This is a genomic window from Rhodococcus sp. NPDC060090 (genome assembly GCF_042729855.1).
Taxonomy (GTDB): domain Bacteria; phylum Actinomycetota; class Actinomycetes; order Mycobacteriales; family Mycobacteriaceae; genus Rhodococcus.
In genome coordinates, this window is record NZ_JBHWXB010000008.1 from 104019 (window position 1) to 127560 (window position 23542).

Consider the following 23542-nt stretch of genomic DNA (forward strand, 5'->3'; position numbering starts at 1 on the left):
ACCGGATGACCGACGTCGAACGTAAGGCGCTTGCGTCGGTGCGGCTGACGTGGGCTCCGACTCCACAGGACGTGTGGGAGCCTCAGAGCGGTGTCCACGTACACGGGCTGCACGATTCGACGATCGCGACCGTGATGGAGGGGTTCGAGGATGCCCGTGCGAGTGCGGGTGCCAGCCCGCTCGGTGTCGTTGTCCGCGGGCAGGCCGGGTCCGGAAAGACCCATCTTCTCGGGCACGTTCGTGAGCAGGCGCAGAGCGACGGAGGCTACTTCTTCCTCATCGGTATTACCGAGCTGTCGAATTTTTGGCGATCGATTCTGGTCCAGATGCTCGAGAACCTCGGCCGGCCCGCGAATGCCACCCAGCTGTCGGCATTGTTGTGGCGACTGGCCACGATCGCGCACGTACCGAGAGCGCATCGCCGAGCAATCGCCGGTGAGGCATCCATCGATCCGGACACCTTGAACAGCTTCATCGAAGCCTTGTTCACGCAACACCCCTCCGAGATCCGAGAATCTCGCCGCACACTGCGCGCCCTCGTGCTGTACGCCGCAGGGGACATGAGACTCCAGGACATCGGCGACGGCTACCTGCAGTCGACGGAAGAGATGGTTCCGGGTGAGCGGCAGAAATGGGGCCTCGGTTCTGCTGTACAGGCACCGCGGGAGATCGTGCGAGACATCTCGTGCCTCCTCGCTCTCACCGGTCCATCCGTTCTCGCAGTCGATCAGATCGACACCCTGATCGCGGCCACGCAGACAAAACTCGGCAATGACAGTGCGAACCAGGACGATTCGAAGATCGCAGACATCGCCCACGGGCTGATGTCGCTCCGGGAAACACTCAGCAGGACGGTGTCGATCCTGTCCTGCACGCCGAGCGCGTGGGAGACGATCGAACACTATGCCGTCAGCACGGTTCGCGACCGATTCCGGTTGTGCCCCGCGCTGAAGGGACTACCGACCCCGGATATCGCACGGACCATGCTCGAGAAGCGGTTCCGACCCCACTATTACGCGGCCGGTTTCCAGCCGCCGTACCCGACCTGGCCGGTGACCGAGAGTGCGCTGCAGGAGACGCCCGAGTTCACGCCCCGAAGCCTGCTTCAGATCGTCGACGCGCATCTTCGCCACTGCGTACGCCTCGGCGTAGTCATCGAATTATCGACGCTCGGAGAGGCCGACACTACTGATCGGGCAGATGTGCCCGTGGCCGCCGCCGATTCGGAATTCGCTGCACTCGACCGCCGGTTCGTGGAGCTGAAGGCTACCGCAACGGTCGGCGGGGCCTTCGGAACCACCACCGAAGACAGGGTGGTGTCCCGCTTGCTCACGTCCGGGCTCGATGCGTGGATCAGGGAGACCGGTGCACCTGAAGGTGTCTTCCAGCGCGATCCGATCTCGGGAGCGAAGCCGACGCTGCACGCGCGCCTACGGCGCACGCTCGATGCGGCGACCGAGGACGAGGAACATTGGTCGTTCCGTGCGGTAGCGGCATCGAACGCCACTGCGGCGATAAACCGAATCCAGAAGTCCTGCACTGCAGCGGGTATCGACAGTCATATGCCCGGTCGGCGGCTGTTCCTCCTGCGCAACTCGCCATGGTCCAACGGCGCGAAGACGCGCGAGAGCATCGAGGCGTTCGAATCGGCCGGAGGGCAGACGCTGCCGCTTCCCGATGACGATATCCGGGCGCTCACTGCTCTCGGTGCGCTACTCGAGGAGAACTCCGAATACCTCGACGAGTGGCTCGTCGCCCGCCGTCCCGCTCACGACGTGAGCGTGTTCCGGGCCGCGTTGGGGGAAGTCTGTGGCACTGCGCTGGTCGATGGCACTGCACTGGTCGGCGGCGCTGCACTGGTCGACCCGGAGGTGTCGCAGCCTGCGAAGGCCGACGAGACAGCGGAGGCGGCTGAGGTAGACGACGCTGTGCCTGCTGTTCCGCTCGGCGTCACGGTTGCAGACGAGACTCCCGTACGGGTCGGGCTCGAAGCGTTGCGTAAGCACACTGCGATTTTCGCCGGATCAGGGTCGGGTAAGACCGTCCTGATTCGACGTCTGGTGGAAGAGTGTGCTCTGCAGGGAGTTTCGTCGATCGTCCTCGATCCGAACAACGACCTGGCGAGGCTGGGTACTGAGTGGCCCGACGGCGCCCGGGCGTGGACCACCGGCGAACAGGACAAGGCCACGGAATACTTCGGCAACACCGAGGTGGTGGTCTGGACCCCGCGACGTGCGAGCGGCCGTCCACTCAGCTTCCAACCCCTTCCGGATTTCGCGAGCGTCCGAGACGACCGGGACGAGTTCGACGTTGCCGTCGACTCTGCGGTTGCCGCACTTGCGCCACGGGCGCTCGCGGAAGGAAAGACGGCCAAGGCGAAGCATTCGCAGGCGGTCCTGCGGGAAGCGCTCGAATACTTCGGGGAACAACCGCACAGTGGTGTGCTGGATTTCGTGAGCCTGCTCGAGGACCTGCCCGACGACGTCAGTGGCATGAAGAACGGGGTGAGGATCGCTGCGGATCTGGCCGAGAATCTCAAGGCGGCCATGGCCACCGACCCGATGTTCGGTGGGGAAGGTACGCCCGTCGATCCCGGTGTCCTCCTGACACCGGCAGCGGGGTACCGCGCGCGGGTGTCCGTGATCAACATGGCCGGCCTGTCCTCGGACTCCCAGCGGCAAGCGTTCGTGAACCAGCTGCAGATGGCGCTGTTCGCGTGGATCAAGAAGAACCCGGCCGGTGATCGGCCGCTCGGCGGTCTGTTCGTCATGGACGAAGCGCAGACGTTCGCGCCCTCGGGGGCGAATACTGCGTGCACGCAGAGCACATTGGCGCTCGCGTCGCAGGCTCGCAAATACGGCCTGGGGTTGGTGTTCGCGACGCAGTCTCCGAAAGGCCTGCACAACCGGATTCCCGGCAATGCTGCCACCCAGTTCTACGGGTTGCTCAACAGTCCGGTCCAGATCGAGGCGGCCAAGGAGATGGCGCGGGTGAAGGGCGGGCAGGTGCCTGACGTCGGCAAGCTTCCAGCGGGGCAGTTCTATGCCGCAATCGAGGGTGCGGAGTTCCGCAGGACACAGACTCCGCTGTGCCTGACCTACCACCCCAAGAGTCCGCCGACGGAAGAAGAGGTTCTTGCACTCGCGAGGGAGGGAAAAGTGTGAGGGGTCTGATCGTGTGACCCGTGGATGTGGAAGCCGATGTGGGATGTCGACACGCTGTCGATAAGATATCGACAGCGCGTCGTCAAGTTGCTGCCTTCTTCGGCGCGTACCCATGTATCGCCGACGAAAGATCCACTTATGTTCCTGGCACTGCGCGAGCTGTGGTTCGCGCGCACCCGATTCCTCCTGATGGGCGCCGTCGTCGCCCTCATCTCTGTCCTCATGGTGATCCTGTCCGGCCTGTCCTCAGGACTTGTCGTCGACGGCGTCTCCGCACTGCAACGGACCCCGGTACAGGCCTTCGCCTTCTCCGAAGGAACCAAGACCGACTCGGCATTCTCGCGCTCGGTCGTCACCGAAGAGCAAGCCGACGCCTGGCGTGCGCGCCCCGACGTGGCGAACGCCGAACTGTTCGGCAATGCCATCGTCAATGCGAAAACAGACAGCGGCACGCCCGTCGACCTGACCCTGTTCGGCATCCGCCCCGGCTCGTTCCTCGAGCCCGCAGCCTCCGACGGCGCACCACTCGGCGCCGACACCGACATCGTCCTCAGCGACAGTGCACGTGACGCCGACGTCGCTCTCGGCGACACCATCATCATCGACCGACTCGGCACCGAACTGACCGTCGTCGGCTTCACCGCGGACAAGCGCACCTTCGGCCACGTCGACGTTGCCTATGTTCCGCTGACCACGTGGCAGGAAATCCACGCAGGCGTCGAACTCGGCGAACAGACCCCCGCCGGCGCATACAGCGAGGCGAGCGTCGTCGCGATCCAAGGCGTCGACGGAGTCCTCCCGGATCTCGCCGCCGGTGACGCCGCAGCCGGGACCTTGACGAAGACTCTCGAGGAATCCTTCGACTCGTCTCCCGGATACACCGCCGAGACGATGACCATGTCGATGATCCAAGCGTTCCTCTACGCAATCTCTGCTCTCGTCGTCGGCGCGTTCTTCACAATCTGGACCGTGCAGAGGAGCCGGGAGATCGCAGTGCTCCGCGCGATGGGCGCCTCCACCGGCTTCCTGCTCCGTGACGCACTGCTGCAGGCGGTGCTCGTGTTGGTCGGCTCCGTCACTGTCGGCGTGCTCATCGGCCTGGGCCTCGGCAGCGGACTCGAGGGCACCGGCATGCCGTTCGCTCTGGAATCAGGACCGATCCTCCAAGGAGCGCTCCTGCTCATTGTCCTCGGCCTGATCGGTGCCGCCGTGGCCGTAGTCCGCATCGTCCGCATCGATCCACTCGCTGCGCTGGGAGAGAACCGATGACCACGACCACCACCGCCACCACCGGACTCGCACTGTCCGACACCAGCTTGTCGTTCGGCGACGGCGACAGCACCGTCGACGCTCTCGACAAGGTCGACCTGACCGTGCCCGCGGGTGAACTCGTCGCGATCGTCGGCCCATCAGGCGCCGGCAAGTCGAGCCTGCTGGCCGTCGCGGGTGGCCTCACCATGCCCTCGTCCGGAACCGTGTCTGTCGACGGCATCGACCTCACCGCTCTCGGCCGGCGGGCACTGACCGCACTGCGCCGCGAACGCATCGGCTTCGTGTTCCAGGCGGGCAACCTGCTACCGGCCTTGACTGCTCGCGACCAACTGTTGCTCGTCGGGAAGATCACCGGCGGCGACGTCCGCAACCCCGACGAACTGCTCGAGTCCGTCGGCATGAGTCACCGCGCCGACCGGCGACCCGGCCAGCTGTCGGGCGGTGAACGGCAGCGGGTCGGCATCGCCCGGGCATTGATGGGACGGCCGTCACTGCTTCTCGTCGACGAACCGACAGCGGCGCTCGATCGGAAGCGCAGCCATGAGGTCGTCGAACTGCTGGCGAAGGAGACCCATGAGGTCGGAGTGGCTACGATCATGGTCACCCACGACCACGACGTGCTCCAGCACTGCGATCGGGTGCTCGAAATGGTCGATGGGAAGCTCCGGCCACACGACTGACCGGTTACGACAACGGTGAGAGGTGGGTTCGGTGCCGAAGATTTCCGCAGCAACCGTCGCGGAACATCGCGCCGCTCGACGCCGAGCCCTCCTCGATGCCGCACTCGAACTCCTCGCCGAGGCTCCGGAGCACGCGCCCGGACTCGGTGAGGTCGCTGCCCGCGCCGGTCTCGCCCGGTCCAGTGCGTATAACTACTTTCGCTCCCGCGACGACCTGTTGAGAGCGGTCGTCGTGGACATGTTTCCCCGATGGAATGCCCGAGTGGTCGCAGCAATGGACAAGGTGTCCGATCCGGGCGAGCGGGTGCTGGCCTACATCGACGTGAACCTGCAATTGGTAGCAGAGGGCGAGCATGCGATCGTCGGTGCTCTCGCGACGTTCACGCCGCAGTCATTCACCGACGAGAGCATGCTCGCGATGCACGACGATCTGGTTCTGCCCCTCGTCGACGCACTGCGCGAGAGTGGGGCAGCAGATCCCGAGCTCAGCGCGGACCTCATCAGTGCGCTATTGCACAAAGGCACCGAGATGATCGAGTCCGGCCGTGGATTCGAGGAGGTTCGTGCCGCAGTCCGCAGTGCGCTGGCGACCGCAAGCCGATGAGGTTTCTCGGTCGTTCGCACCTTCGTTTCGGTGGGATAGTGCCCGCTGAGCGGGCACTATCCCACCAAGATCAGGGACTTCGTGTAGTTCTCCTGTATGAGACCGCTGGCGGATGCCGCGTTACTCGAGCGAAGTGATCGGGCGGTCGGTGATGAGTGCCGTGAGGATCATCGGCGCGTCCCCGTCGCACTGATTGAGAGAGACTGCGACCCAACGGGAGTTCGACCCGGTGACCGGCCCCCATACGGACAGGCTGCCGAGACAGTCTTTGGCAACGAGGGTGCGGAAAGGTTCCGTGGTGGGACGTTCCCACAGGGCCGGACCCATCGACACCTCTCGGTGAGAACCCCATCTGCGGTCCAACTCCGCAACCAACGCTGTGAGATGGCCCTCGGCAAGGTCCTCGGCGTCGTTCCATTCCGGTGCGTACACGCCCACAAGGTCGTCGCTCTCCCAGAGGGGAAACAGCATGAGACCCTCTCCACGCGTGACCGTCCATTCGCCGGTGACCGGTTCGCCTTCATCGGTTGTCGGCCCGGATGTGGGGAGGGAAACGGCGAGGGCGGACTCGATGTCCGACACGGCTCGATCTGTGTCGAAGGCCTCGCCTGCGCGGGCCGTCATCGTGCGTGCCTGTAGATCCGAGGTTCGCTCATGGCGGCGAGTATGCCAGCGCGGTCCGACGCCAATGTTCGTGCATCTTCCGGTCGCGGCAAGTTCCTGCAAGATCCGTGATGCGGGATTCGGCAGGATGTGGCCGGCCTATGGCGTGGTGGGTAGCACCGTCGTGGACAAGGTGATTCGCATGCAACCGTCTTTCTCGGCCTGATATGGCGCGAGAAGTTCGCCGAACTTGGTCTGGATTTCGGCGAGGTCGTCGGTGGTGACGTAGAGCGGCGTCGTGCCGAAACCGAGGTATCTCCTGAGTTGTCGGTCGCCGGAATCGATGAACTTGTCGAATTCTTCGCCGAGTATGCCGAGGAACGACAGGAAGGCGTTGCGGAGCTCGGCATCGCTGACCGCGTCGAGATCGTCCTGCCCCACGTGCGCCATGCGTTCGCCGAGAGCGAGTGTGCGTTCGATGGTTCCGCGCACGCGTCGTTCGTCCACGACCGTGACGATCTCTGCGTCGATCAAGGCGGAGACGTGGCGGTACAGCGTGGCCTGGGTGATGTCGGGCAGTTCCTTGCGGAGTGCTCCGGTGGTGAGCTCACGGCCGCCGAGCTTCTGGACGATCCGCAGGCGTACCGGATGCAGCACGACCTCGGCTATCGACGGTTCGCTGTCCATCGTGCCCCTTTCCCCATTATTCTCACTTTGATAATGTTCTCATCATCGAGTCCAGGTTACCGCTGACAGAAGGGCTGCTGCCATGACCGGAATCGCAGTCGAGTGCCTCACCAAACGGTTCGGCCCCATCGAGGCTGTCGCTGACGCGAGTTTCACCGCCGAACCCGGGCGAGTGACAGGGTTTCTCGGCCCCAACGGTGCCGGCAAATCCACGACATTACGGATGCTTCTCGGCTTGATTCGACCCGACGACGGAACAGCACTGTTCGATGGGGTTGCATACGCGGATCTCGCGTCGCCCACGACAACTGTCGGTGCCGTACTGGACATTGCGTCGGCCCACCCCGCGACCACCGCCCGTGCACACCTGCGCACCTACTGCGCGCTCGGAGGGTACCCGTCCACGCGGGTCGACGACGTGATCGAGGTGGTCGAACTCGATCGGTTCGCCGACCGTCGCGTCGGCGGATACTCGACGGGGATGCGACAGCGACTCTCTCTGGCCACCGCGTTGCTGGGTGACCCCGAGGTGCTGGTCCTCGATGAACCGTCGAACGGTCTCGACCCCTCGGGAATCGTGTGGTTGCGCACCTACCTTCGCGAGTACGCGGCGGCAGGCGGGACGGTCCTGATCTCCAGTCACGCACTCGGCGAACTGCAGAACACCATCGACGACGTGGTGCTCATCGACCGCGGACGCATCGCATGGACGGGCGACCTTTCCGAACTCGTCACCAGTGGAGACACCCTCGAAGACGCTTTCCTTCGACTCACTACCCAGGTAGGTGCGCAATGAAGAATGCAGTCCGCGGTGAGTTCACTCGACTGTTCTCCACACGCCTGCCGGTGTGGGCGATTGTCGCAGCCGTTCTGAGCGGTGCCGGGCTCACAGGCGTGCTCGGGGTTGCCGGACCGGAGAATGCGTCGCCGCCGATGCCCGGCCTCGATACGCCCGAAGGCGTGGCTATCGCGATCGGGTTCACCGGTCTGTTGCTGTTCGTACCCGCGTTGTTCGGCACGGTCGCGATCACGGGCGAATACCGGCACAAGACGATCGGTACGACGTTCCTCGCGATTCCTCGGCGAGGTGCTGTTCTCGGCGCAAAACTGTTCGTCTACAGTACCTTCGGGCTCGTATACGGGATTCTGATGTCATTGTCGTCGGCGCTTGCCCTGTGGTCCGTCGCGGCCGTGACGGGGATCGAGCTCGGTGCATCGGCAGGCGACATTGCGACGATGCTCTCCCGCGTGGCCGTGGCTGCGGCGATCTACACCGTGCTGGGTGTGGGGATCGGCGCGCTCGTCCGCAGCCAACTCGTGGCGGTCGGAATCGTGCTCGGGTATTTCTACTTCCTCGAGCCCTTCCTCATGATCCTTCCGGGCCTCAACACTCTGTACCCGTACATGCCGGGAGGAGCGACGGCCGCATTGACGGACTTCACGTTCCTCACCGACACCGTGGCGGGGGAGATGTCGGTGGGGGCTACGACTCTGCTCACGCCGTTGCTCGGAGCCCTTGTGCTGGTGGTGTACGCGGCAGTGGCATCGGCAGCGGCCGTCGTGGCACCGCTTCGGCGCGATCTCGTGTGACGAACACCCGACTTCGGTGTTCTCGCGGACTCGCTATACGGACACCCGGCCGTCACGCAGGTCGCGTCTGCTGCGGATTCGTGGAGAGTCGGGGTATGACTGCGAGCCCGTCACCGGAGAGCTGACCGAGGTCGAGATCTCGGCCGACGAGAAGCATGAGGAGAGTGGACATCGGTCCTCGGATCTCCGGCCCGGTGCCGATCGACCAGGCGACATCGGTCGCGCGCAGATGCGATGTGCTGAACACGCTGTGCCGGAACACTTTCGACTTCCATCCTGTGCCGTAGGACGCGATGTAGGTCGCGGCTTCCGCGGCGGCCTCGGGGGACATCCGCAGCGTCCGGCCGAGCGGAATCGCGATGTCCTGCCCGTGGATCAGGATGTCGATGAGGGGTTCGTGTGGACTGAGGCCGATGTTGTGCTTCCTGGATCCGATCATTGCGCGGATGTCGCGGACCAGGCGGTCGGTAGGCGTTGCCGCTTTCCGTTTGGCGGAGTAGTGGATCACCGCGTTCATGCCTCCCGGGTGTCGGAACACGACAGGGAGCATGGTGAACGCTTGGCGAACACCGATCTGCTGCAACGTCAGATGTGCGGCAACGTCACGCACGGTCCATCCGTCGCACAGTGAATTCTGTTGCCACTCGTCGTCGCGGAGTGTTTCGAGCAGATCTGCGGTACGGGTGCGATGGTCGTCGATCGCTGTCCAGATTTCATCGATGTTCATGACCGACCTCGGTGGTATCAGTTCGAAGATGTGACTAATATTAGTCCCGACTTCGAATCAATGGCAAGGAGGTATTCGTGGATGAACCGCACATCGCCGTCTTGATGTTCACTGCCCACCGCAACGCCGAGAGGCGTGTGTTCGATGCGATTCGTCAAGCAGGTTTTTCAGGAATAACCCTTGCGCAGGCGCGTATTGCTGCTCGCATAGGGCCTGACGGAACAAGGCTCTCAGAGCTTGCCGAGCAGGCTTTGATCTCGAAGCAGACCGCAACGCACCTCGTCGACCAGCTCGAACGCGCGGGCTATGTAGAACGTGTCGTGGACCCCACCGACGCGCGCGCCCGCCTCGTACGTATGGCGCCGCGCGGCGAGGAGGTCATCGCGGCTGCACGCGCTGAAGAGGCCAGGATCGATGAGGAATGGACGACGCACATCGGTGCCCCACGCATGCGTGCCCTGCGAGAGACGCTCACTTTGCTTCGTGAGATCACTGACCCGTATGCATGACCTCGGCCGACTCGGTGATCACCACCACTTCATCCGCTCGAAGGTGAGTCGGTCCACTCCGATGTAGTTCGAACGATGGATACCGTTAGGGTTGCGAACGGTACAACGTACAGGCTGTCGGCTGAATCGGCCGACCTTGTGCGGTTGCTTGCCGTAGTGAGTTCCATGGCCTGCGGGGCAGGTCGGTAGATTGAAAGGCCTGTGAACAATGGAAGAGAACTCGAAGTCTGCGATGCCGAAAATTGCTGCCATCGTCGTCGCTGCCGTTCTCGTCATTGTCGGGATTTTCCTGTTCTCGACACAGGGTGGGAGTGACAGCGACTCGGCGGCAGTAGCGTCCACAACATCCTCGGCTTCTGTCGCGGGCCTCGAAGGCCTCAAGGCTGTGCCGGAGGATGCGACTCCCTGCCCCAGTACGTTCGGCAGCCCGGACGTGACGACTTCTGCGGTCGCAAGTACGGCCACGTCCTGTGAATTCGCCGAGGAAGTTCGTCGTTCCTACCTGCAGCAGCCCTTGCGGTACGGGCTGGTGACAGTCGATGCACGCAACCCCGCGACCCGTCAGGTCCAGAGCATGAACTGCTCGGGCAGCCCCGTGGTTACCTGCGTCGGCGGAGACGACGACGTCATCTATCTGAACTGATCCGAGGGTTGTCGAGTACCGCCAGGATCGTGGTGGTGATCAGATCGGACGCGTCGCGGGGGTCGAGGCGTCCGGTCGAGACCTCGGTGGCTGCGCCGTGCAGGACCTGATGGATCACGTTCACCAGCCACGACGTGGGCATGTCGGTGCGGAACACGCCCTGCGCGCGGCCCCGTTCGACGAGCGACTCCACCCGCGCGGCAGGCCGTGCGTGGAGCTCGTTCATTCTCTCCGGTGATAGTTCGTCTTCTGCAGCGGCGACGATCGAGCGTGCCTGGTTGGTGAGCATCCAGCTACTGTCGATCACGCGGATCAGCGCGTCACGCGGGTTTCCGGCGAGATCTACTGTGGAGAGCGCAGATTCGTTCTTCTCGAGGACTCGGGCGACCACTGCCTCCAGCAAATCGGCGCGCGATGCGAAGTGCCCGTAGAGCGTGACGCGGCCGAGGCCTGCCTCTTTGGCGATGTCGGTCATCGATGCGGACGGCCGGTCGCTCAGGCAGGTGATCGCGGCGTCGACGATGCGCTCGACGTTGCGCACGGCGTCGGCGCGTTTGGCGATCCGTGGTACCGGCATGAATCCCTCTTCCCATACACCGCTGTACAGGTTACGGTAGCAGCGTCACAACTTGAACGGATCTGTTCAACTTAGCGATCTCCCGGGCGGAGGCGTGACCGATATGGCTGCCTACACATTCGATGTGTTCTCCAGGCGCGGAGGTACCACGATGAACCGTGCATTCATGAGTGCCGGCCTTGTCGACAGAACCGAATCCACACAAGACCCGCCCGCCGGGTCGAGCAGGCCTCCGACTCGGCGGAGCAACTCTCTTCCCGGGCCGATCCGAGGGATGCTCCGACGATGGCCCGCCCTGGTAGCGCTCGCATTCATCGGTCCGGACGTCATTGCGGCCGCGCTCGGAAACGCGAGTGGCTCCGCCGAGGATCTGGGGGATCTGCTCGGCCAGACGTTGCCGATGCTCGCGCTCGTCTACCTGCTCATGGCCAAGATCGGGAACCGCAGATTCACGTGGCCCATTGTCGCAGTGGTGGTCGCCTGCGTCGTGGTCATCAAGATGTCGGGTGCAGTCGCGCCGTCTGCAGTGCTGATCGGCGCCTCGCTGTTGCTGCTGGTGTGGGTCTCTCTCAACGGTCAGTTGGGCCGATCCGGGGCTCTGCGGCTACAGGCGATCGGGGTGGCGTTTTTCTGTGGTCTCGCTGTCACCGGGCTTGTGATCGACCCGCAGATGGGAACGTATGTCATTGCGGCAGGATGGCTTCTGCACGGTGTGTGGGATTTCGTGCACCTGTGGCGCGATCGGGTCGTGTCCCGGAGTTTCGCCGAGCTGTGCGGCGTCATCGACGTGCTGATTGCGATCCAGCTGGTCTTGATGTGACCAGATTTGCTCTGCCGATCTCACGGGCGCACGTGAGTGAGGGGAGATCCGGTGTGTGCGCCGGCGCTATACGCTGGTGAAGACAGCAGATTTCGCATTCTCCGAAGAGGAGGGCCCGATGAGCGAACACAAGCCGCACACCGTTACCCCGGAATGGTTGTACGAACAACTCGGCGACGAAGACCTGGTGGTCGTCGACGCGACCACCCACCTGTCCATGCCGCCCGACGGGTCGGTGCACATCGAGCCCGGTCTCGCGACGTACCTCGAAGCCCATATCCCGGGTGCCGTGTACGCGGACCTGTTCACGGACTTCTCGGAACACCTGGCTCCGCTGCCGTTCACCGCGGCGTCGTCCGCACGGTTCGCGGCAGCCGCGGGCGCTGTGGGAATCGGCCAGGGGCGTCGGGTCGTGGTGTACGACCAGTCGTCTGGCATCTGGGCCGCGCGCCTGTGGTGGCAGCTCAGGCTCGAAGGGTTCGACGACGTCGCCGTCCTCGACGGTGGGCTGCCCGCATGGCAGGCGGCGGGATTCCCGGTGTCGGATGAACAGGTGATTCCGCACGCGGCCACCTTCACCACGAACCGTCGTCCCGAGTTGGTGCGTTCCACCGACGAGGTAGCTGGTGTTCTCGACAACGAGAACACCCTGATCATCAACGCTTTGGACCCGGCGACCTACCGGGGTGAGAGCCCGTCGTACCCGCGGCGCGGCCACATTCCGGGCAGTATCAACATTCCGTTCGGTGACCTCGTCGATCCGTCGACCGGCCGGTTGAAGCCGAAGGACGAGTTGCGTGCGGTGTTCGAGGACGCAGGTGCCCTGAACCCGGATGTGCAACCGGTGACGTACTGCGGTGGCGGCATCGCCGCGTCGGGTCTCGCTCATGCGCTCGCGGTGGCGGGACGCTCCGATGTCGCGGTGTACGACGGATCCCTCAACGCGTGGACCGCCGACGAGTCGCTGCCGTTGGTCGAAGGGCCGAATCCCCGTTGAGAGGCGCCTCGCTCGATGGTGGAGCTGAGCTTCGCGCTACTGATCAGGGGCGCTCCGGAATTGGGCTCAGGGGTAGTTGGGGTTGTTGAACTCCGGGAGCTCGATGCTGATCGGGCGCAGTTCGGACATGTAGAGGAGAACGAACTGGCGTAGCAGTTCGTCGAACGTCCAGTACGCCTCCGGTGCCAACGGTAGGGGAAGCAGACCTTCACGCACCGCGATGAACGGACCCCATGCCACATTGAGAAGGTTGTCCCACAACAACTCTCGAGGGATGTTGAGCCAGTTCGCGACCTCGTCGCCCAGGGTGAAGCGGGTCAGTGCGCCCAGGATCGGCCGGCTGAGCAGTGTGAAGTCCAGGCCGGCACCGAGGTCGAGGAGCATGTCGGCGAGCGCGAGACCTTCGGTTGTGGGCGCGAGGACGGGATCCAGGGACGCCTTCGCCTGAGATTCGGCATCGTCCCACGTCGCGGGGATGTACTGGTCTTCGATGCCGAGCATGTGGGCGCTGACCTGCCAGGAGTGGAGGAACCCGTCGGCCTCGTCGGCCGGGATGGGTACCTTCCACTGCTTCAGCACGCGCATGACGGTGGTGGGCAGGCTGTGCCAGGTGACCATCATGTCGTGCTGGTTGATCGGAATGTTCTCCGGTGCAGCCTGATTCCAATGTGACGACTGCGGCAGCAGGTGGCGCACGGCGGCGTGTACGAGCCGGGTCTTGAGACCCGTCACGATCATTTCGCCGTCGTCGAGATACGCGTTGCGTGAACCGATGTCGTAGCCCAGTTTCGCGGTCTTCGAGATGCGGCGCTTCATGTTGGCGCCGCCCTTCGAGTAGTACACGGCGAGGGCTTCTTTGGGGATGACGGTGCTCATCATGCCGCTGGCGAAACCGTACAGGACCCCCAGGTAGAGACCCCGCTTCTCGTTGAACCGCACGGCCGTCGCGAGTTTGTTCCGATCTGCCCATTCCGGCAGCTGCCGATGGCGTTCCATGAAGTCCAACAGATCGGGCGGGAGTCCGTCGGGCAGTGGTTGCCCGTTCTTCGTCCACGTCCGAAGGAGCTGGTTGACCCTCGGTACCTCGCCTCGATCGAAGAGTGACGCGACCAGAGGGTCGGCTTCGGTGTCCCAGACGGTTCTCGGGTCTGCGCCGCTGCCGGTGCCCGGAATCGAGCCTGCCGGTGACCACCGCCAGGGTTGCGCATGTGCGGGTGATGCGAGCGCGATCGCGCTGAGCGCGCTCAGCGCTCCGCCTGCTTGCAGGATCTTTCGCCTACTGAGTTCGGCCATGCTGTCTACCCCCGGTGAGATTGCAGAGAAACAGGGTTACAAAATCCGTTACTGCGTATCATTTTCTAGCATGGTGTGACGACGCGTGTGTGCAGTTTTGTGAAATCGAACTATTCGGCGGCGTGTAACGTCGGATGCCCAGGAGGTGATCGTGGATTCTCCGCCGCATGTCCGGATACCGGCCTCGGAATCCCTGCTCGAACGCGCGTTCCTCGAAGCCGTCGAACGAGCCGACGAGGTCGACGCAGTGCGCACCCGCCTACTGGACGCCGCCTACGAGCAGTTCTGCCGGTCGGGAATCCATCGCTCGTCGATGGAGGAGGTTGCCCGCCGAGCGAACCTGTCGCGTGTCACTCTCTACCGGAGATTCGAGTCCAAGGACGCGCTCGTCGAACAGGTTCTGCTGCGCGAGTTCCGTCGATACTTCGATCAGTTCCTCATCGACATCCGAACCGCGCGTACCGTGGCCGACCGCATCGTCCTCGGATTCGTGAGTTCGCTGCGCGCTATCCGAACCAACGCGTTGATCGGCGGTCTGCTCGACGCCGAACCGACGCTCCTCGCCGGGTCCCTGGTGGGGGATGGTCGAATGCTCGCCATCGCAAGGCAGTTCGTCGCCGCCCAGCTTCGCCGTGAGCGGCGGGCGGGCACCATCCCGCATGAACTGAATCTCGAACTGACGGCGGAGATGATGGTGCGCATCGCGGCGTCGTTCCTGATGGTCCCGACCGACATCGTCGACCTCGACGACGAGGAGCAGCTCGCCGCGATCGCGCGGGAATTCATCGTGCCGATGATCGGTCAGCGCGGCTGACTCAGCACGATATGGTCGAGGTACTCTGCCACGCTGTCCATGCTCGGATCCTTCGCACGGTGTCCGATGTATCCGTCGGGGCGCACCACGACGATCTCGGAGTCTGTGCCGAACCTGTATGTCCGCGTGGTGTTGCCCGCATGGTCTCGTCGCACCCGGCCGTCGACGGCCTGGCCGTTCACCGCGAGCGCGAGCTTCCAACCGAGGTTGTAGGCATCCTGGATTCCCGTGTTCACCGGTCGGTTCGTGGGCCTGAATGCGAACTCTGCGCCGCGAGCGACATACTTGGTCGCCGACGGACCGGATCGAGGAGGAACTATGGAGAGCCGGTCGCTGCCGGTGTACGACGCCGGGGAGATCGACGTGCCGTTCGTCATCGCGGGTATGGACGAACTCATCGGCGCAGACACCCGGTTCGAGCCGCACTCGCATCCCACCCACGAACTGTTGTGGAACGAGCGCGGCGCCTCGAGCGCAACCATCGGCACTCAGACCTGGACGATCACATCGACCATCGGTCTGTGGATCCCGGCGGGTCTGTTGCACTGGGGCATCATGCCGACGGGAACGTGGTATCGCACTGCGCATTTCGGAATCGACCACGCCCCGTTGCTGTCCGACGGTCCGGTGGCGGTCGAGATGACATCGTTGCTGCGCCTACTGCTGGACCGCCTGGCCGACGAGTCGCTCGGAACCGCATCGCGGTCGTTGACCGAGAAGATGGTGATCGACGTGCTGGCCCCTGCTACGCACGAGTTGCTGGTGCAGGTGCCGACCTCCCCGGTGCTGCGGCCCATCGTCGAGGCGGTCGGTGCCGATCCCAGCGACCCCCGAACGCTGTCGGACTGGGCGGAGGAGCTGGGTGTCAGTCGTCGTACGGTCACCCGTGCGTTCCGGGCCGAGACCGGGCTCAGCTTCGGGCGGTGGGTCGCGGCGGTGCGCGCACAGCGCGCGGTGATGCTGCTCGGGCACGGTCTCGAGCTGGGTGAGGTCGCCGAGCAGATGGGATATCGCTCGGTGAGCGCTTTCGGCGCGGCATTCCGGCGAGTTACCGGCGCGACCCCCGCAACATTCCGGGTCGGTTGATACCCACTCGGCGGTGACCCGATCGCGACATCAGGTGTCCCAATCGCGCGATTGCGTCTCAGGTCGGTAAACATTAGATTTAGGCAAACCTCGCCTAATATCCGATGGTCCGGATGTGGGCACCACCTTGCACGAAAGCGAGTACGTCCACATGCGTTCACAGCGCTTCCTGGCGGTGGCCGCGGCCGCGGTCGCCGTCACACTCGGTATGTCGGCGTGTAGTTCCGACTCGTCGGAGCCCACCGATTCCGGTACCGACACCGCGTCCGGCCCCATCACCATCGAGCACGCATTCGGCACCACCACGCTCGACGAGAAGCCGGAGCGCGTCGCCACCGTACAGTGGGCCAACCATGAGGTGCCCCTCGCGCTCGGTGTCGTGCCCGTCGGCATGGCCGCCGCCAACTTCGGCGACGACGACGGCAATGGCATCCTTCCGTGGGTCGAGGAGAAGCTCGCCGAACTCGGCGGCGAAACCCCCGTGCTGTTCGACGAAACCGACGGCATCGACTTCGAGGCAGTGTCCGACACCAACCCCGACGTCATCCTCGCCGGCTACTCGGGTCTGACGCAGGAGGACTACGACACCCTCAGCGAGATCGCTCCCGTCATCGCGTACCCCGAAGCCCCGTGGGCCACGGCATGGCGCGACATGATCGCGATCAACAGCGAGGGCATGGGCATGGCCGAGGAAGGCCAGGAACTCATCGCGAACCTCGAGCAGCAGATCGCCGACGAAGCCGCCTCGCATCCGGAGCTCGAGGGCAAGGCGACGATGTTCCTCACCCACGTCGACACCGCCGACCTCAGCCAGGTCAGCTTCTACACCGCGAACGACACACGCGCCGCATTCTTCGAGGACCTCGGCATGGCCACCCCGAAGAGCGTCGCCGACGCCTCCACAGGCGACGAGTTCTCGAAGAAGGTCAGCGCCGAGCAGGTCGACATGTTCGACGACGTCGACATCATCGTCACCTACGGAGACCAGGCGCTCGTCGACTCCCTCGAAGCCGACCCGCTGCTGTCGCAGATGCCTGCCGTCGCCAACGGCTCGATCGTGTTCCTCGATGGATCCGGTCCGCTCGGCACGGCCGCGAACCCGACCCCGCTCGCCATCTCCTGGGTGCTCAGCGACTACGTCGACATGCTCGCCGAGGCAGCAGGCAAGTCGAACGCGGAGTGATCTCCGTTCAACCGGCCCCGACGCCGAGCGCCGCACTTCCGCGGCGCTCGGCGATCGGCAACTCCGCCTGGCTCGTCGTCCTGCTCGCAGTGCTCGTGCTCCTCGCAATCGCGTCCGTGACCATCGGGTCGCGCGACGTCGACTGGGCCGACATCGTCGCTGCCCTCGGCGGATCGACGGACAACATCGGCCAGGGCGCCATCGCCAAGCGCATTCCGCGCACGGTGCTCGCGCTCCTCGTCGGTGCAGCGCTGGGTCTCTCGGGTGCGGTAATGCAGGGCGTGACCCGCAACCCGCTCGCCGACCCCGGCATTCTCGGTATCAACATGGGCGCCTCGCTCGCCGTGGTCGTGGGTATGGCCTGGTTCGGGCTGTGGACGCAGACCGCGATGCTGTGGGTCGCAATCTTCGGTGCGGGCGTCACCGCGGTGTTCGTCTACACGATCGGCTCGCTCGGTCGCGGCAGGGCGACACCCCTCAAACTTGCGCTCGCGGGCGCAGCGACCGCGGCGGCACTGTCGTCGTTCATCACCGCCATCATTCTTCCGCGCAACGACATCTCCGGGAACGTGCGGTCGTGGCAGATCGGTGGTGTGGGCGGTGCGAACTTCGACGTCATCGGGCAGGCCGTGCCGTTCCTGCTCGTCGGATTTCTGATTTGCCTGCTGTCGGCGCGCAGCCTCAACTCCCTGGCCTTGGGCGACGAGATGGCGGCCGGACTCGGTGAGCGTGTCGCTCTCGCGCGCGGGCTTGCCTCGGTCGGTGCGGTGCTGTTGTGCGGCGCCGCTACCGCTGTCGCCGGACCGATCGCTTTCGTCGGACTCGTTGTGCCGCACCTGTGCCGATTGCTGATCGGCGTCGACAACCGATGGCTGCTGCCTTTCTCGGCGCTGGTGGGAGCCGGGCTGCTCACAGCTGCTGACGTCCTCGGTCGTATCGTCGCGCGACCCGGCGAGATCGACGTCGGGATCATCACCGCGCTCATCGGCGCACCGTTCTTCGTGTACATCGTCCGACGGCAGAAACTCCGGGAACTGTGACAGCGACACTCACCACCACCGCCAAGCCCGACGTCGACGAGGTCGCCGCGAGCCGTGTGCGCCGCGGGCGACGTCGTCGCGTCGTGATCGGGATCCTCGCGGCACTGGTCGTCGCCGCATTCGTCGCGAGCCTGATGTTCGGGAAGACGTTCTATCCGGCCTCCGACATCATCCGCGTGATCCTCGGCGAGAACGTGTCGGGCGCGACGTTCACCGTCGGCCGACTCCGCCTGCCACGTGCTGTGCTGGCGGTGGTCGCGGGCATTTGTTTCGGTCTGGGCGGCATCACCTTCCAGACGATGCTGCGCAACCCGCTCGCGAGCCCCGACATCATCGGCATCAGCGCCGGGGCGAGCGCCGCGGCCGCGTTCGGCATCATCGTGCTCGGGCTCGGGAGCAGCCAGGTGTCGATCTTCGCGATCGTTGCGGGGCTCGGTGTGGCGCTGCTGATCTATGCGTTGTCGTATCGGGGTGGGGTCGCGGGTACGCGGCTGATCCTCATCGGTATCGGCATCGCGGCGATGCTCGACAGCGTCACCGCGTACCTGCTGAGCACCGCGGCCGCGTGGGATCTGCAGGAGACGATGCGCTGGCTCACCGGCAGCCTCAACGGAGCCACATGGGGCGCGACCATCCCCGTGATCGTCGCACTGGCGATTCTCGGTCCGATTCTGTTGGGGCAGACCCGCAACCTGTCGATGATCCAACTCGGCGACGATGCCGCGCAGGCGCTCGGTGTGCGCGTGGAGCGCACACGCATCGTGGCCATCATCGCGGCCGTCGGGCTCATCGCGTTCGCCACCGCCGCCGCGGGGCCGATCGCGTTCGTCGCGTTCCTCGCAGGCCCGATCGCCGCGCGCATCGTCGGGCAGGGCACGTCTCTGTTCATCCCGGCCGCGCTCGTCGGCGCGTTGCTGGTGCTCGTCGCCGACTTCATCGGCCAATACGCGTTCGGCACCCGCTATCCGGTGGGAGTCGTGACCGGTGCGCTCGGAGCGCCCTATCTCGTCTACCTGATCATTCGCTCCAACCGAGCGGGAGGCTCGCTATGACCGCATCGCACACTCTGACGGTCGAGAACCTGGAACTCGGTTACGGCAACCGGACCGTCGTCGAGAACCTCGAGCTCGAGGTGCCGCCCGGGCGAATCACGTGCATCGTGGGCGCGAACGCGTGTGGCAAATCGACATTGTTGCGGTCGATGTCGCGGCTGCTGGCTCCGCGAGGCGGACATGTGCTGCTCGACGGCAAGGACGTGCACAAGCTGCCCGCGAAGAAGCTCGCCCGCACCCTCGGATTGCTGCCGCAGTCGCCGATCGCGCCGGAGGGGATCGTCGTGGCCGACCTCGTCGGTCGTGGCAGGCATCCGCATCAGCGGGTCCTGTCGCGGTGGAGTCGCGAGGACGACGCCGCGGTCGCCGATGCGCTCGCCGCGACGAACACCACCGAACTCGCCGAACGCGCCGTCGACGAACTGTCCGGCGGCCAGCGTCAACGCGTGTGGATCGCGATGGCGCTCGCCCAGCAGACCGATGTGCTGTTGCTCGACGAACCCACCACTTTCCTCGATGTGAGTCATCAGGTGGAGGTGCTGGACCTGCTCACCGATCTCAACCGCAGCCGCGGCACGACGATCGTGATGGTGCTGCACGATCTGAATCTGGCCGCGCGGTACGCCGACTACCTCGTGGCGTTGGCAGACGGGTGCCTGTATGCGGCGGGGGATCCGTCCGCGGTGCTCACCAGCGAGACCGTCGCAGCGGTGTTCGGGCTCGACAGCCGGGTCATCGACGACCCGGTCTCGGGTAAGCCGCTGGTGCTGCCGGTCGGGCGACATCACGTCATGGTGTGAAGTCCTTAGCATCACGCTGATTTCAGACGTGGTGGGCCGGGCGCGAGCTAGGAATGATCTTCGCCATGAACGAACCTCTCGATCTGGCCACCGACGTCCTCGTCATCGGAGGAGGACCGGCCGGCACCTGGGCGGCGCTGAATGCGCGCAAGTCCGGCGCCGACGTGATCCTCGTCGACAAGGGATACTGCGGAACCAGCGGCGCAACAGCGCCGTCGGGAACCGGGGTGTGGTACGTCGCACCTGATCCGGAGCAGCGGACGAAAGCGAAAGCGAGCAGGGAAGCGCTGGGCGGATATCTGGCCGACCACGCGTGGATGGACCGCGTACTCGACCGCACCTACGAGAACATGCACCTCCTCGGCGACGAAGGGCGCTACCCGTTCCCGGTCGACCCCGACACGGGACACCAGATCCGTACCGGGGTGCAGGGCCCCGAATACATGCGGCGCATGCGGGCGTGGGTCCAGCGGCTCGGGGTTCGCATCCTCGATCACTCACCGGCGCTGGAGTTGTTGGTCGACCGCGACGGGGTCGTGCGCGGCGCTGCCGGGTACCAGCGGCAGGCCGATCGCGACTACCGGATCACGGCGGGGGCCGTGGTGATCGCCAGCGGAGGCTGCGCGTTCCTCTCCGGTGCGTTGGGTACCAACGTCGACACCGGTGACGGTGCCCTCATGGCCGCCGAGGCAGGTGCCTCCTTCTCCGGTATGGAATTCGCCAACGCCTACGGGATCGCGGCAGCTGGTTCGACGATCACCAAGACCGCGTACTACGGCTACGCGACCTTCTTCCACGCAGACGGCAGCGTGCTCGAGGGCGCGGGATCGAGCACGGGGCGTTCGATCATCGCGAAGACGTTGCAGAACGAGCCGGTATCGGCGCAGCTCGATCGGGCGGACGCCGAGGTGCAGCGGCAGATGCGGCTCGGGCAGCCGAACTTCTTCCTGCAGTTCGATCGACGCGGAATCAACCCGTTCACCGACAAGTTCGAGGTGACGATGCTCGCCGAGGGAACCGTGCGTGGCACGGGCGGTATCGATGTCGTCGACGATACGTGCGCGACGTCGGTGCCCGGGTTGTATGCCGCGGGGGACGCCGCGACCCGCGAACGCATCTGCGGCAGCTTCACCGGGGGCGGCAGCCACAATGCGGCGTGGGCGATGTCATCGGGAAGCTGGGCCGGGCGGGGGGCGGCCCAGTATTCGCGACACGTCACCGAGGTGCGGGCTCGTGACCTGCGCGGGGCCGGTCGCGCCGGGCTGCGACCGGCCCAGCGCACCGAACTCGACGCCACTGCCGTGCTCGCGGCCGCGCGCGCCGAGCTGATCCCGTATGAGAAGAACCTCTTCCGGAACGGCGTGGGGTTGCAGAAGTCGATCGACGAACTCGAATCACTTTGGACGGTAATCTCATTCGGCCTGGCTCCCGGCGCAGGCACGGAGCGTATACGGGCGAGGCAGGCTGCGGCGATCACGGCCGTCGGTCGCTGGGCCTATCACTCTGCGTTGGCCCGCACCGAGACTCGCGGTATGAGTAAACGAGCGGATCACCCGGATCTCGATCCGGCCCAACATCATCACATTCTCACCGGGGGTCTCGACGAGGTATGGACGCGGGCCGCTCCGGTGCACAATTCGGTGTTGGTGGCATCGTGATCGAGATCCTGCTGGCCGACGCGTGCATCGGCTGCGACAAGTGCGTCGACGTGTGCCCGACCGACGTATTCGATCGCACCGAGTCGGGAATCCCGACGATCGCGCGGCAGCACGATTGCCAGACGTGCTTCATGTGCGAGGCGTACTGCCCGACCGACGCGTTGTTCGTGCACCCGCAGTCGACACCACGTGAAGCCCAGTGCGATGACGGTGACCACATCGGGCGGTATCGGGAGCAGATCGGTTGGGGGAGTGGACGGGTCGCGGGATCTCGTGTCGCGGTGGGGCCCGAGCTTCCGCGTGGTGCGCCACCACCGCGCCTGGTATCGTCGTGATCGTCCGTGCAGCAGAACACAGAGGTCACAGCCATGTCCGCCACCGATCGACCGCAGCCCGCGTCGCTGCGCACGGTCTGGCACAGCTGGCGGCTCTATGTGGACCTGTGTCGCACCGGCACCGAGCGCTGTCGAACGTAGGCTCCGCTCGATCACCGTGGTGATCGGGCAAGACGATGCCTGCTCGGTTCCCACACCTCGAGGATTCCTCTCATGTCTCTGTCCTTCCACTGGTTCCTGCCCACCTCCGGCGACAGCCGCTCGATCGTCGGCGGTGGGCACGGCGCCGACCTGCGCGCGAACGCCGGCGACCGTCCCGCGACCCTCGACTATCTCGGCCAGGTCGCCCGTACCGCCGAGCAGCTCGGATTCGAGGCCGCGCTGACCCCGACGGGCCTGCAGTGCGTGGATGCGTGGGTCACCACGGCGATGCTGGTGCCGCAGACCCGGCGACTGAAGTTCCTCGTGGCGTTCCGTCCCGACGCGTTGTCGCCGACGCTGGCCGCGCAGATGGCCACGACATACCAGGAGCACTCCGACGGGCGACTGCTGATCAACATCGTCACCGGTGGTGAGAGCAGCGAACAGCGTGCGTACGGCGATTTCCAGCCGAAGAACGAACGGTATCGGCGCACCGACGAGTTCCTCAGCGTGGTGAGGGGGCTTTGGCGCGGCGATCTGGTGTCGTTGGAGGGCAAGCACGTTCACGTCGAGGGCGCACGGCTCGACAAGACCCCGGCCGTGACACCGACCGTGTACTTCGGGGGGTCGTCGCCCGCGGCGCTTCCGGTGGCCGGCCGGCACGCCGATGTATACCTGACGTGGGGTGAGCCACCGGCCCAGGTTGCGGAGAAGATCGAACGGGTCAGGGCCGCGGCAGCCGAGTTCGGCCGTACGCTGCGTTTCGGCGTCCGCCTGCACACGATCAGCCGCGACACCTCCGAGCAGGCGTGGGACGAAGCTCAACGATTGCTCGACGACATGAACCCCGACGACATCGCGCTCGCACAGGCCGGCCTCGCGGCCAGTGAATCCGAAGGCCAGCGTCGCATGAGCGAACTGCACGGCAGCGCACGACGCCACGACGGTGGCGCCCGCACCCTCGAGATCCACCCGGGTCTGTGGAGCGGAGTCGGATTGGTGCGCGGTGGCGCCGGGACCTCACTGGTCGGCAGCCACACCGAGGTGGCGTCGCTGATCGAGGAATACCGGGCGGCGGGCGTCGACGAATTCGTGCTGTCGGGCGTGCCGCATCTCGAAGAGGCATATTGGTTCGGCGAAGGTGTGCTGCCGATCCTCGAGAGCAGAGGACTGTGGACGCATCCGGATCGAGTCGGTGCCGACCGCAAGCCTGCGTTCGCCCTCTGATCGAGACTCGAACCCGGCCGTGTCCTCGAGCGAGGACGCG

The 23542-nt window shown here is 65.1% G+C and carries 25 protein-coding genes; 19 read left to right on the plus strand and 6 right to left on the minus strand.

All coding sequences use genetic code 11. The features are described 5' to 3' along the window. Window positions 1-5: 5 nt before the first annotated feature. The 4 genes from ACFWCF_RS12930 (at window position 6) to ACFWCF_RS12945 (ending at window position 5720) form a co-directional block, all read left to right on the plus strand. Window positions 6-3164: a helicase HerA domain-containing protein gene (locus ACFWCF_RS12930; RefSeq protein ID WP_378561740.1), complete on the plus strand. Its 3159-nt coding sequence runs from the start codon at window positions 6-8 to the stop codon at window positions 3162-3164. 138 nt (window positions 3165-3302) lie between these two features. Continuing rightward, a complete protein-coding gene (locus tag ACFWCF_RS12935; RefSeq protein ID WP_378561743.1) occupies window positions 3303-4433 on the plus strand; it encodes an ABC transporter permease in 1131 nt (376 codons plus the stop codon). Beyond that, entirely contained in the window at window positions 4430-5116 is a 687-nt protein-coding gene (locus ACFWCF_RS12940) for an ABC transporter ATP-binding protein (RefSeq protein WP_378561746.1), read from the plus strand. The genes ACFWCF_RS12935 and ACFWCF_RS12940 overlap by 4 nt, the downstream gene beginning before the upstream one ends. 31 nt (window positions 5117-5147) lie before the next feature. Next, complete coding sequence (locus ACFWCF_RS12945; protein ID WP_378561749.1) at window positions 5148-5720, plus strand: TetR/AcrR family transcriptional regulator; 573 nt, start codon at window positions 5148-5150, stop codon at window positions 5718-5720. A gap of 120 nt (window positions 5721-5840) precedes the next feature. Here ACFWCF_RS12945 and ACFWCF_RS12950 read toward each other — a convergent pair whose 3' ends face one another. Together ACFWCF_RS12950 and ACFWCF_RS12955 are read right to left on the minus strand one after the other, a co-directional pair. Then, window positions 5841-6344, minus strand: coding sequence for a hypothetical protein (locus ACFWCF_RS12950; protein WP_378489481.1), 504 nt, complete (start codon window positions 6342-6344; stop codon window positions 5841-5843). Window positions 6345-6482: 138 nt separating this feature from the next. Continuing rightward, a complete protein-coding gene (locus ACFWCF_RS12955; RefSeq protein WP_378489480.1) occupies window positions 6483-7010 on the minus strand; it encodes a helix-turn-helix domain-containing protein in 528 nt (175 codons plus the stop codon). An 82-nt stretch (window positions 7011-7092) separates the two neighbouring features. Between ACFWCF_RS12955 and ACFWCF_RS12960 the strand changes: the two genes are divergently transcribed. After that, window positions 7093-7806: an ABC transporter ATP-binding protein gene (locus tag ACFWCF_RS12960; protein WP_378489479.1), complete on the plus strand. Its 714-nt coding sequence runs from the start codon at window positions 7093-7095 to the stop codon at window positions 7804-7806. Then, on the plus strand, window positions 7803-8600 hold the full coding sequence (locus tag ACFWCF_RS12965; protein ID WP_378489478.1) for a hypothetical protein: 798 nt from the start codon (window positions 7803-7805) through the stop codon (window positions 8598-8600). Before ACFWCF_RS12960 ends, ACFWCF_RS12965 begins: the two co-directional genes overlap by 4 nt. Before the next feature lie 52 nt (window positions 8601-8652). Here ACFWCF_RS12965 and ACFWCF_RS12970 read toward each other — a convergent pair whose 3' ends face one another. Continuing rightward, window positions 8653-9327 (minus strand): maleylpyruvate isomerase family mycothiol-dependent enzyme, encoded by a 675-nt coding sequence (locus ACFWCF_RS12970; protein WP_378489477.1) that lies wholly within the window; start codon window positions 9325-9327, stop codon window positions 8653-8655. A 104-nt stretch (window positions 9328-9431) separates the two neighbouring features. On the opposite strand from ACFWCF_RS12970, the gene ACFWCF_RS12975 reads away from it, so the two are divergent. Then, on the plus strand, window positions 9432-9836 hold the full coding sequence (locus tag ACFWCF_RS12975) for a MarR family winged helix-turn-helix transcriptional regulator (RefSeq protein ID WP_378489588.1): 405 nt from the start codon (window positions 9432-9434) through the stop codon (window positions 9834-9836). Between the two features lie 232 nt (window positions 9837-10068). Then, window positions 10069-10479, plus strand: a complete 411-nt coding sequence (locus tag ACFWCF_RS12980) for a serine/threonine protein kinase (RefSeq protein ID WP_378489476.1) — start codon at window positions 10069-10071, stop codon at window positions 10477-10479. Here the strand turns inward: ACFWCF_RS12980 and ACFWCF_RS12985 are convergent. Beyond that, on the minus strand, window positions 10463-11056 hold the full coding sequence (locus ACFWCF_RS12985; protein WP_378489475.1) for a TetR/AcrR family transcriptional regulator: 594 nt from the start codon (window positions 11054-11056) through the stop codon (window positions 10463-10465). The two genes, ACFWCF_RS12980 and ACFWCF_RS12985, sit on opposite strands and share 17 nt — an antisense overlap. A 274-nt stretch (window positions 11057-11330) precedes the next feature. Between ACFWCF_RS12985 and ACFWCF_RS12990 the strand changes: the two genes are divergently transcribed. Both ACFWCF_RS12990 and ACFWCF_RS12995 read left to right on the plus strand, forming a co-directional pair. Beyond that, complete coding sequence (locus ACFWCF_RS12990; protein WP_378489474.1) at window positions 11331-11876, plus strand: hypothetical protein; 546 nt, start codon at window positions 11331-11333, stop codon at window positions 11874-11876. Between the two features lie 118 nt (window positions 11877-11994). Further along, window positions 11995-12873, plus strand: coding sequence for a sulfurtransferase (locus ACFWCF_RS12995; protein ID WP_378561754.1), 879 nt, complete (start codon window positions 11995-11997; stop codon window positions 12871-12873). Between the two features lie 66 nt (window positions 12874-12939). Here the strand turns inward: ACFWCF_RS12995 and ACFWCF_RS13000 are convergent, their stop codons facing one another. Then, the gene (locus tag ACFWCF_RS13000) at window positions 12940-14166 is read right to left on the minus strand and encodes an oxygenase MpaB family protein (RefSeq protein ID WP_378561757.1); all 1227 of its coding nucleotides are present in this window, start codon (window positions 14164-14166) and stop codon (window positions 12940-12942) included. Between the two features lie 151 nt (window positions 14167-14317). On the opposite strand from ACFWCF_RS13000, the gene ACFWCF_RS13005 reads away from it, so the two are divergent. After that, complete coding sequence (locus ACFWCF_RS13005; RefSeq protein WP_378561760.1) at window positions 14318-14980, plus strand: TetR/AcrR family transcriptional regulator; 663 nt, start codon at window positions 14318-14320, stop codon at window positions 14978-14980. Here ACFWCF_RS13005 and ACFWCF_RS13010 read toward each other — a convergent pair. After that, entirely contained in the window at window positions 14968-15216 is a 249-nt protein-coding gene (locus ACFWCF_RS13010) for an FAD-dependent monooxygenase (protein ID WP_378561763.1), read from the minus strand. The genes ACFWCF_RS13005 and ACFWCF_RS13010 overlap by 13 nt on opposite strands. 82 nt (window positions 15217-15298) lie before the next feature. Here ACFWCF_RS13010 and ACFWCF_RS13015 point away from each other — a divergent pair, with 82 nt between their 5' ends. The 8 genes from ACFWCF_RS13015 to ACFWCF_RS13050 all read left to right on the plus strand — a co-directional run bounded on the left by ACFWCF_RS13015 (window position 15299) and on the right by ACFWCF_RS13050 (window position 23502). Then, complete coding sequence (locus ACFWCF_RS13015) at window positions 15299-16066, plus strand: AraC family transcriptional regulator (protein WP_378561766.1); 768 nt, start codon at window positions 15299-15301, stop codon at window positions 16064-16066. A 151-nt stretch (window positions 16067-16217) separates the two neighbouring features. Beyond that, entirely contained in the window at window positions 16218-17249 is a 1032-nt protein-coding gene (locus ACFWCF_RS13020) for an iron-siderophore ABC transporter substrate-binding protein (RefSeq protein WP_378562064.1), read from the plus strand. Between the two features lie 53 nt (window positions 17250-17302). Then, a complete protein-coding gene (locus ACFWCF_RS13025) occupies window positions 17303-18289 on the plus strand; it encodes a FecCD family ABC transporter permease (RefSeq protein WP_378489586.1) in 987 nt (328 codons plus the stop codon). Next, on the plus strand, window positions 18286-19341 hold the full coding sequence (locus ACFWCF_RS13030) for a FecCD family ABC transporter permease (RefSeq protein ID WP_378489469.1): 1056 nt from the start codon (window positions 18286-18288) through the stop codon (window positions 19339-19341). Before ACFWCF_RS13025 ends, ACFWCF_RS13030 begins: the two co-directional genes overlap by 4 nt. After that, window positions 19338-20141: an ABC transporter ATP-binding protein gene (locus ACFWCF_RS13035; RefSeq protein ID WP_378489468.1), complete on the plus strand. Its 804-nt coding sequence runs from the start codon at window positions 19338-19340 to the stop codon at window positions 20139-20141. Before ACFWCF_RS13030 ends, ACFWCF_RS13035 begins: the two co-directional genes overlap by 4 nt. Before the next feature lie 65 nt (window positions 20142-20206). Then, on the plus strand, window positions 20207-21799 hold the full coding sequence (locus ACFWCF_RS13040) for an FAD-dependent oxidoreductase (RefSeq protein WP_378561770.1): 1593 nt from the start codon (window positions 20207-20209) through the stop codon (window positions 21797-21799). Next, window positions 21796-22134 (plus strand): 4Fe-4S binding protein, encoded by a 339-nt coding sequence (locus ACFWCF_RS13045; RefSeq protein ID WP_378561773.1) that lies wholly within the window; start codon window positions 21796-21798, stop codon window positions 22132-22134. The genes ACFWCF_RS13040 and ACFWCF_RS13045 overlap by 4 nt, the downstream gene beginning before the upstream one ends. Window positions 22135-22347: 213 nt before the next feature. After that, window positions 22348-23502 carry an LLM class flavin-dependent oxidoreductase gene (locus ACFWCF_RS13050; RefSeq protein WP_378561776.1) on the plus strand — a complete coding sequence of 385 codons (1155 nt, stop codon included), beginning with the start codon at window positions 22348-22350 and terminating at the stop codon, window positions 23500-23502. Window positions 23503-23542 lie beyond the last annotated feature (40 nt).

Bases quoted from the DNA above. Each gene is read 5' to 3' on its own strand.
- ACFWCF_RS12955 (WP_378489480.1), bottom strand. From the start codon at position 7,010: ATGGACAGCGAACCGTCGATAGCCGAGGTCGTGCTGCATCCGGTACGC.
- ACFWCF_RS12930 (WP_378561740.1), top strand. From the start codon at position 6: ATGACCGACGTCGAACGTAAGGCGCTTGCGTCGGTGCGGCTGACGTGG.
- ACFWCF_RS13050 (WP_378561776.1), top strand. From the start codon at position 22,348: ATGTCTCTGTCCTTCCACTGGTTCCTGCCCACCTCCGGCGACAGCCGC.
- ACFWCF_RS13000 (WP_378561757.1), bottom strand. From the start codon at position 14,166: ATGGCCGAACTCAGTAGGCGAAAGATCCTGCAAGCAGGCGGAGCGCTG.
- ACFWCF_RS13040 (WP_378561770.1), top strand. From the start codon at position 20,207: ATGAACGAACCTCTCGATCTGGCCACCGACGTCCTCGTCATCGGAGGA.
- ACFWCF_RS12985 (WP_378489475.1), bottom strand. From the start codon at position 11,056: ATGCCGGTACCACGGATCGCCAAACGCGCCGACGCCGTGCGCAACGTC.
- ACFWCF_RS12965 (WP_378489478.1), top strand. From the start codon at position 7,803: ATGAAGAATGCAGTCCGCGGTGAGTTCACTCGACTGTTCTCCACACGC.
- ACFWCF_RS12950 (WP_378489481.1), bottom strand. From the start codon at position 6,344: ATGACGGCCCGCGCAGGCGAGGCCTTCGACACAGATCGAGCCGTGTCG.
- ACFWCF_RS12975 (WP_378489588.1), top strand. From the start codon at position 9,432: ATGTTCACTGCCCACCGCAACGCCGAGAGGCGTGTGTTCGATGCGATT.
- ACFWCF_RS12935 (WP_378561743.1), top strand. From the start codon at position 3,303: ATGTTCCTGGCACTGCGCGAGCTGTGGTTCGCGCGCACCCGATTCCTC.
- ACFWCF_RS13015 (WP_378561766.1), top strand. From the start codon at position 15,299: ATGGAGAGCCGGTCGCTGCCGGTGTACGACGCCGGGGAGATCGACGTG.
- ACFWCF_RS12980 (WP_378489476.1), top strand. From the start codon at position 10,069: ATGCCGAAAATTGCTGCCATCGTCGTCGCTGCCGTTCTCGTCATTGTC.
- ACFWCF_RS13020 (WP_378562064.1), top strand. From the start codon at position 16,218: ATGCGTTCACAGCGCTTCCTGGCGGTGGCCGCGGCCGCGGTCGCCGTC.
- ACFWCF_RS12960 (WP_378489479.1), top strand. From the start codon at position 7,093: ATGACCGGAATCGCAGTCGAGTGCCTCACCAAACGGTTCGGCCCCATC.
- ACFWCF_RS12970 (WP_378489477.1), bottom strand. From the start codon at position 9,327: ATGAACATCGATGAAATCTGGACAGCGATCGACGACCATCGCACCCGT.
- ACFWCF_RS12995 (WP_378561754.1), top strand. From the start codon at position 11,995: ATGAGCGAACACAAGCCGCACACCGTTACCCCGGAATGGTTGTACGAA.
- ACFWCF_RS13035 (WP_378489468.1), top strand. From the start codon at position 19,338: ATGACCGCATCGCACACTCTGACGGTCGAGAACCTGGAACTCGGTTAC.
- ACFWCF_RS12940 (WP_378561746.1), top strand. From the start codon at position 4,430: ATGACCACGACCACCACCGCCACCACCGGACTCGCACTGTCCGACACC.
- ACFWCF_RS12990 (WP_378489474.1), top strand. From the start codon at position 11,331: ATGCTCCGACGATGGCCCGCCCTGGTAGCGCTCGCATTCATCGGTCCG.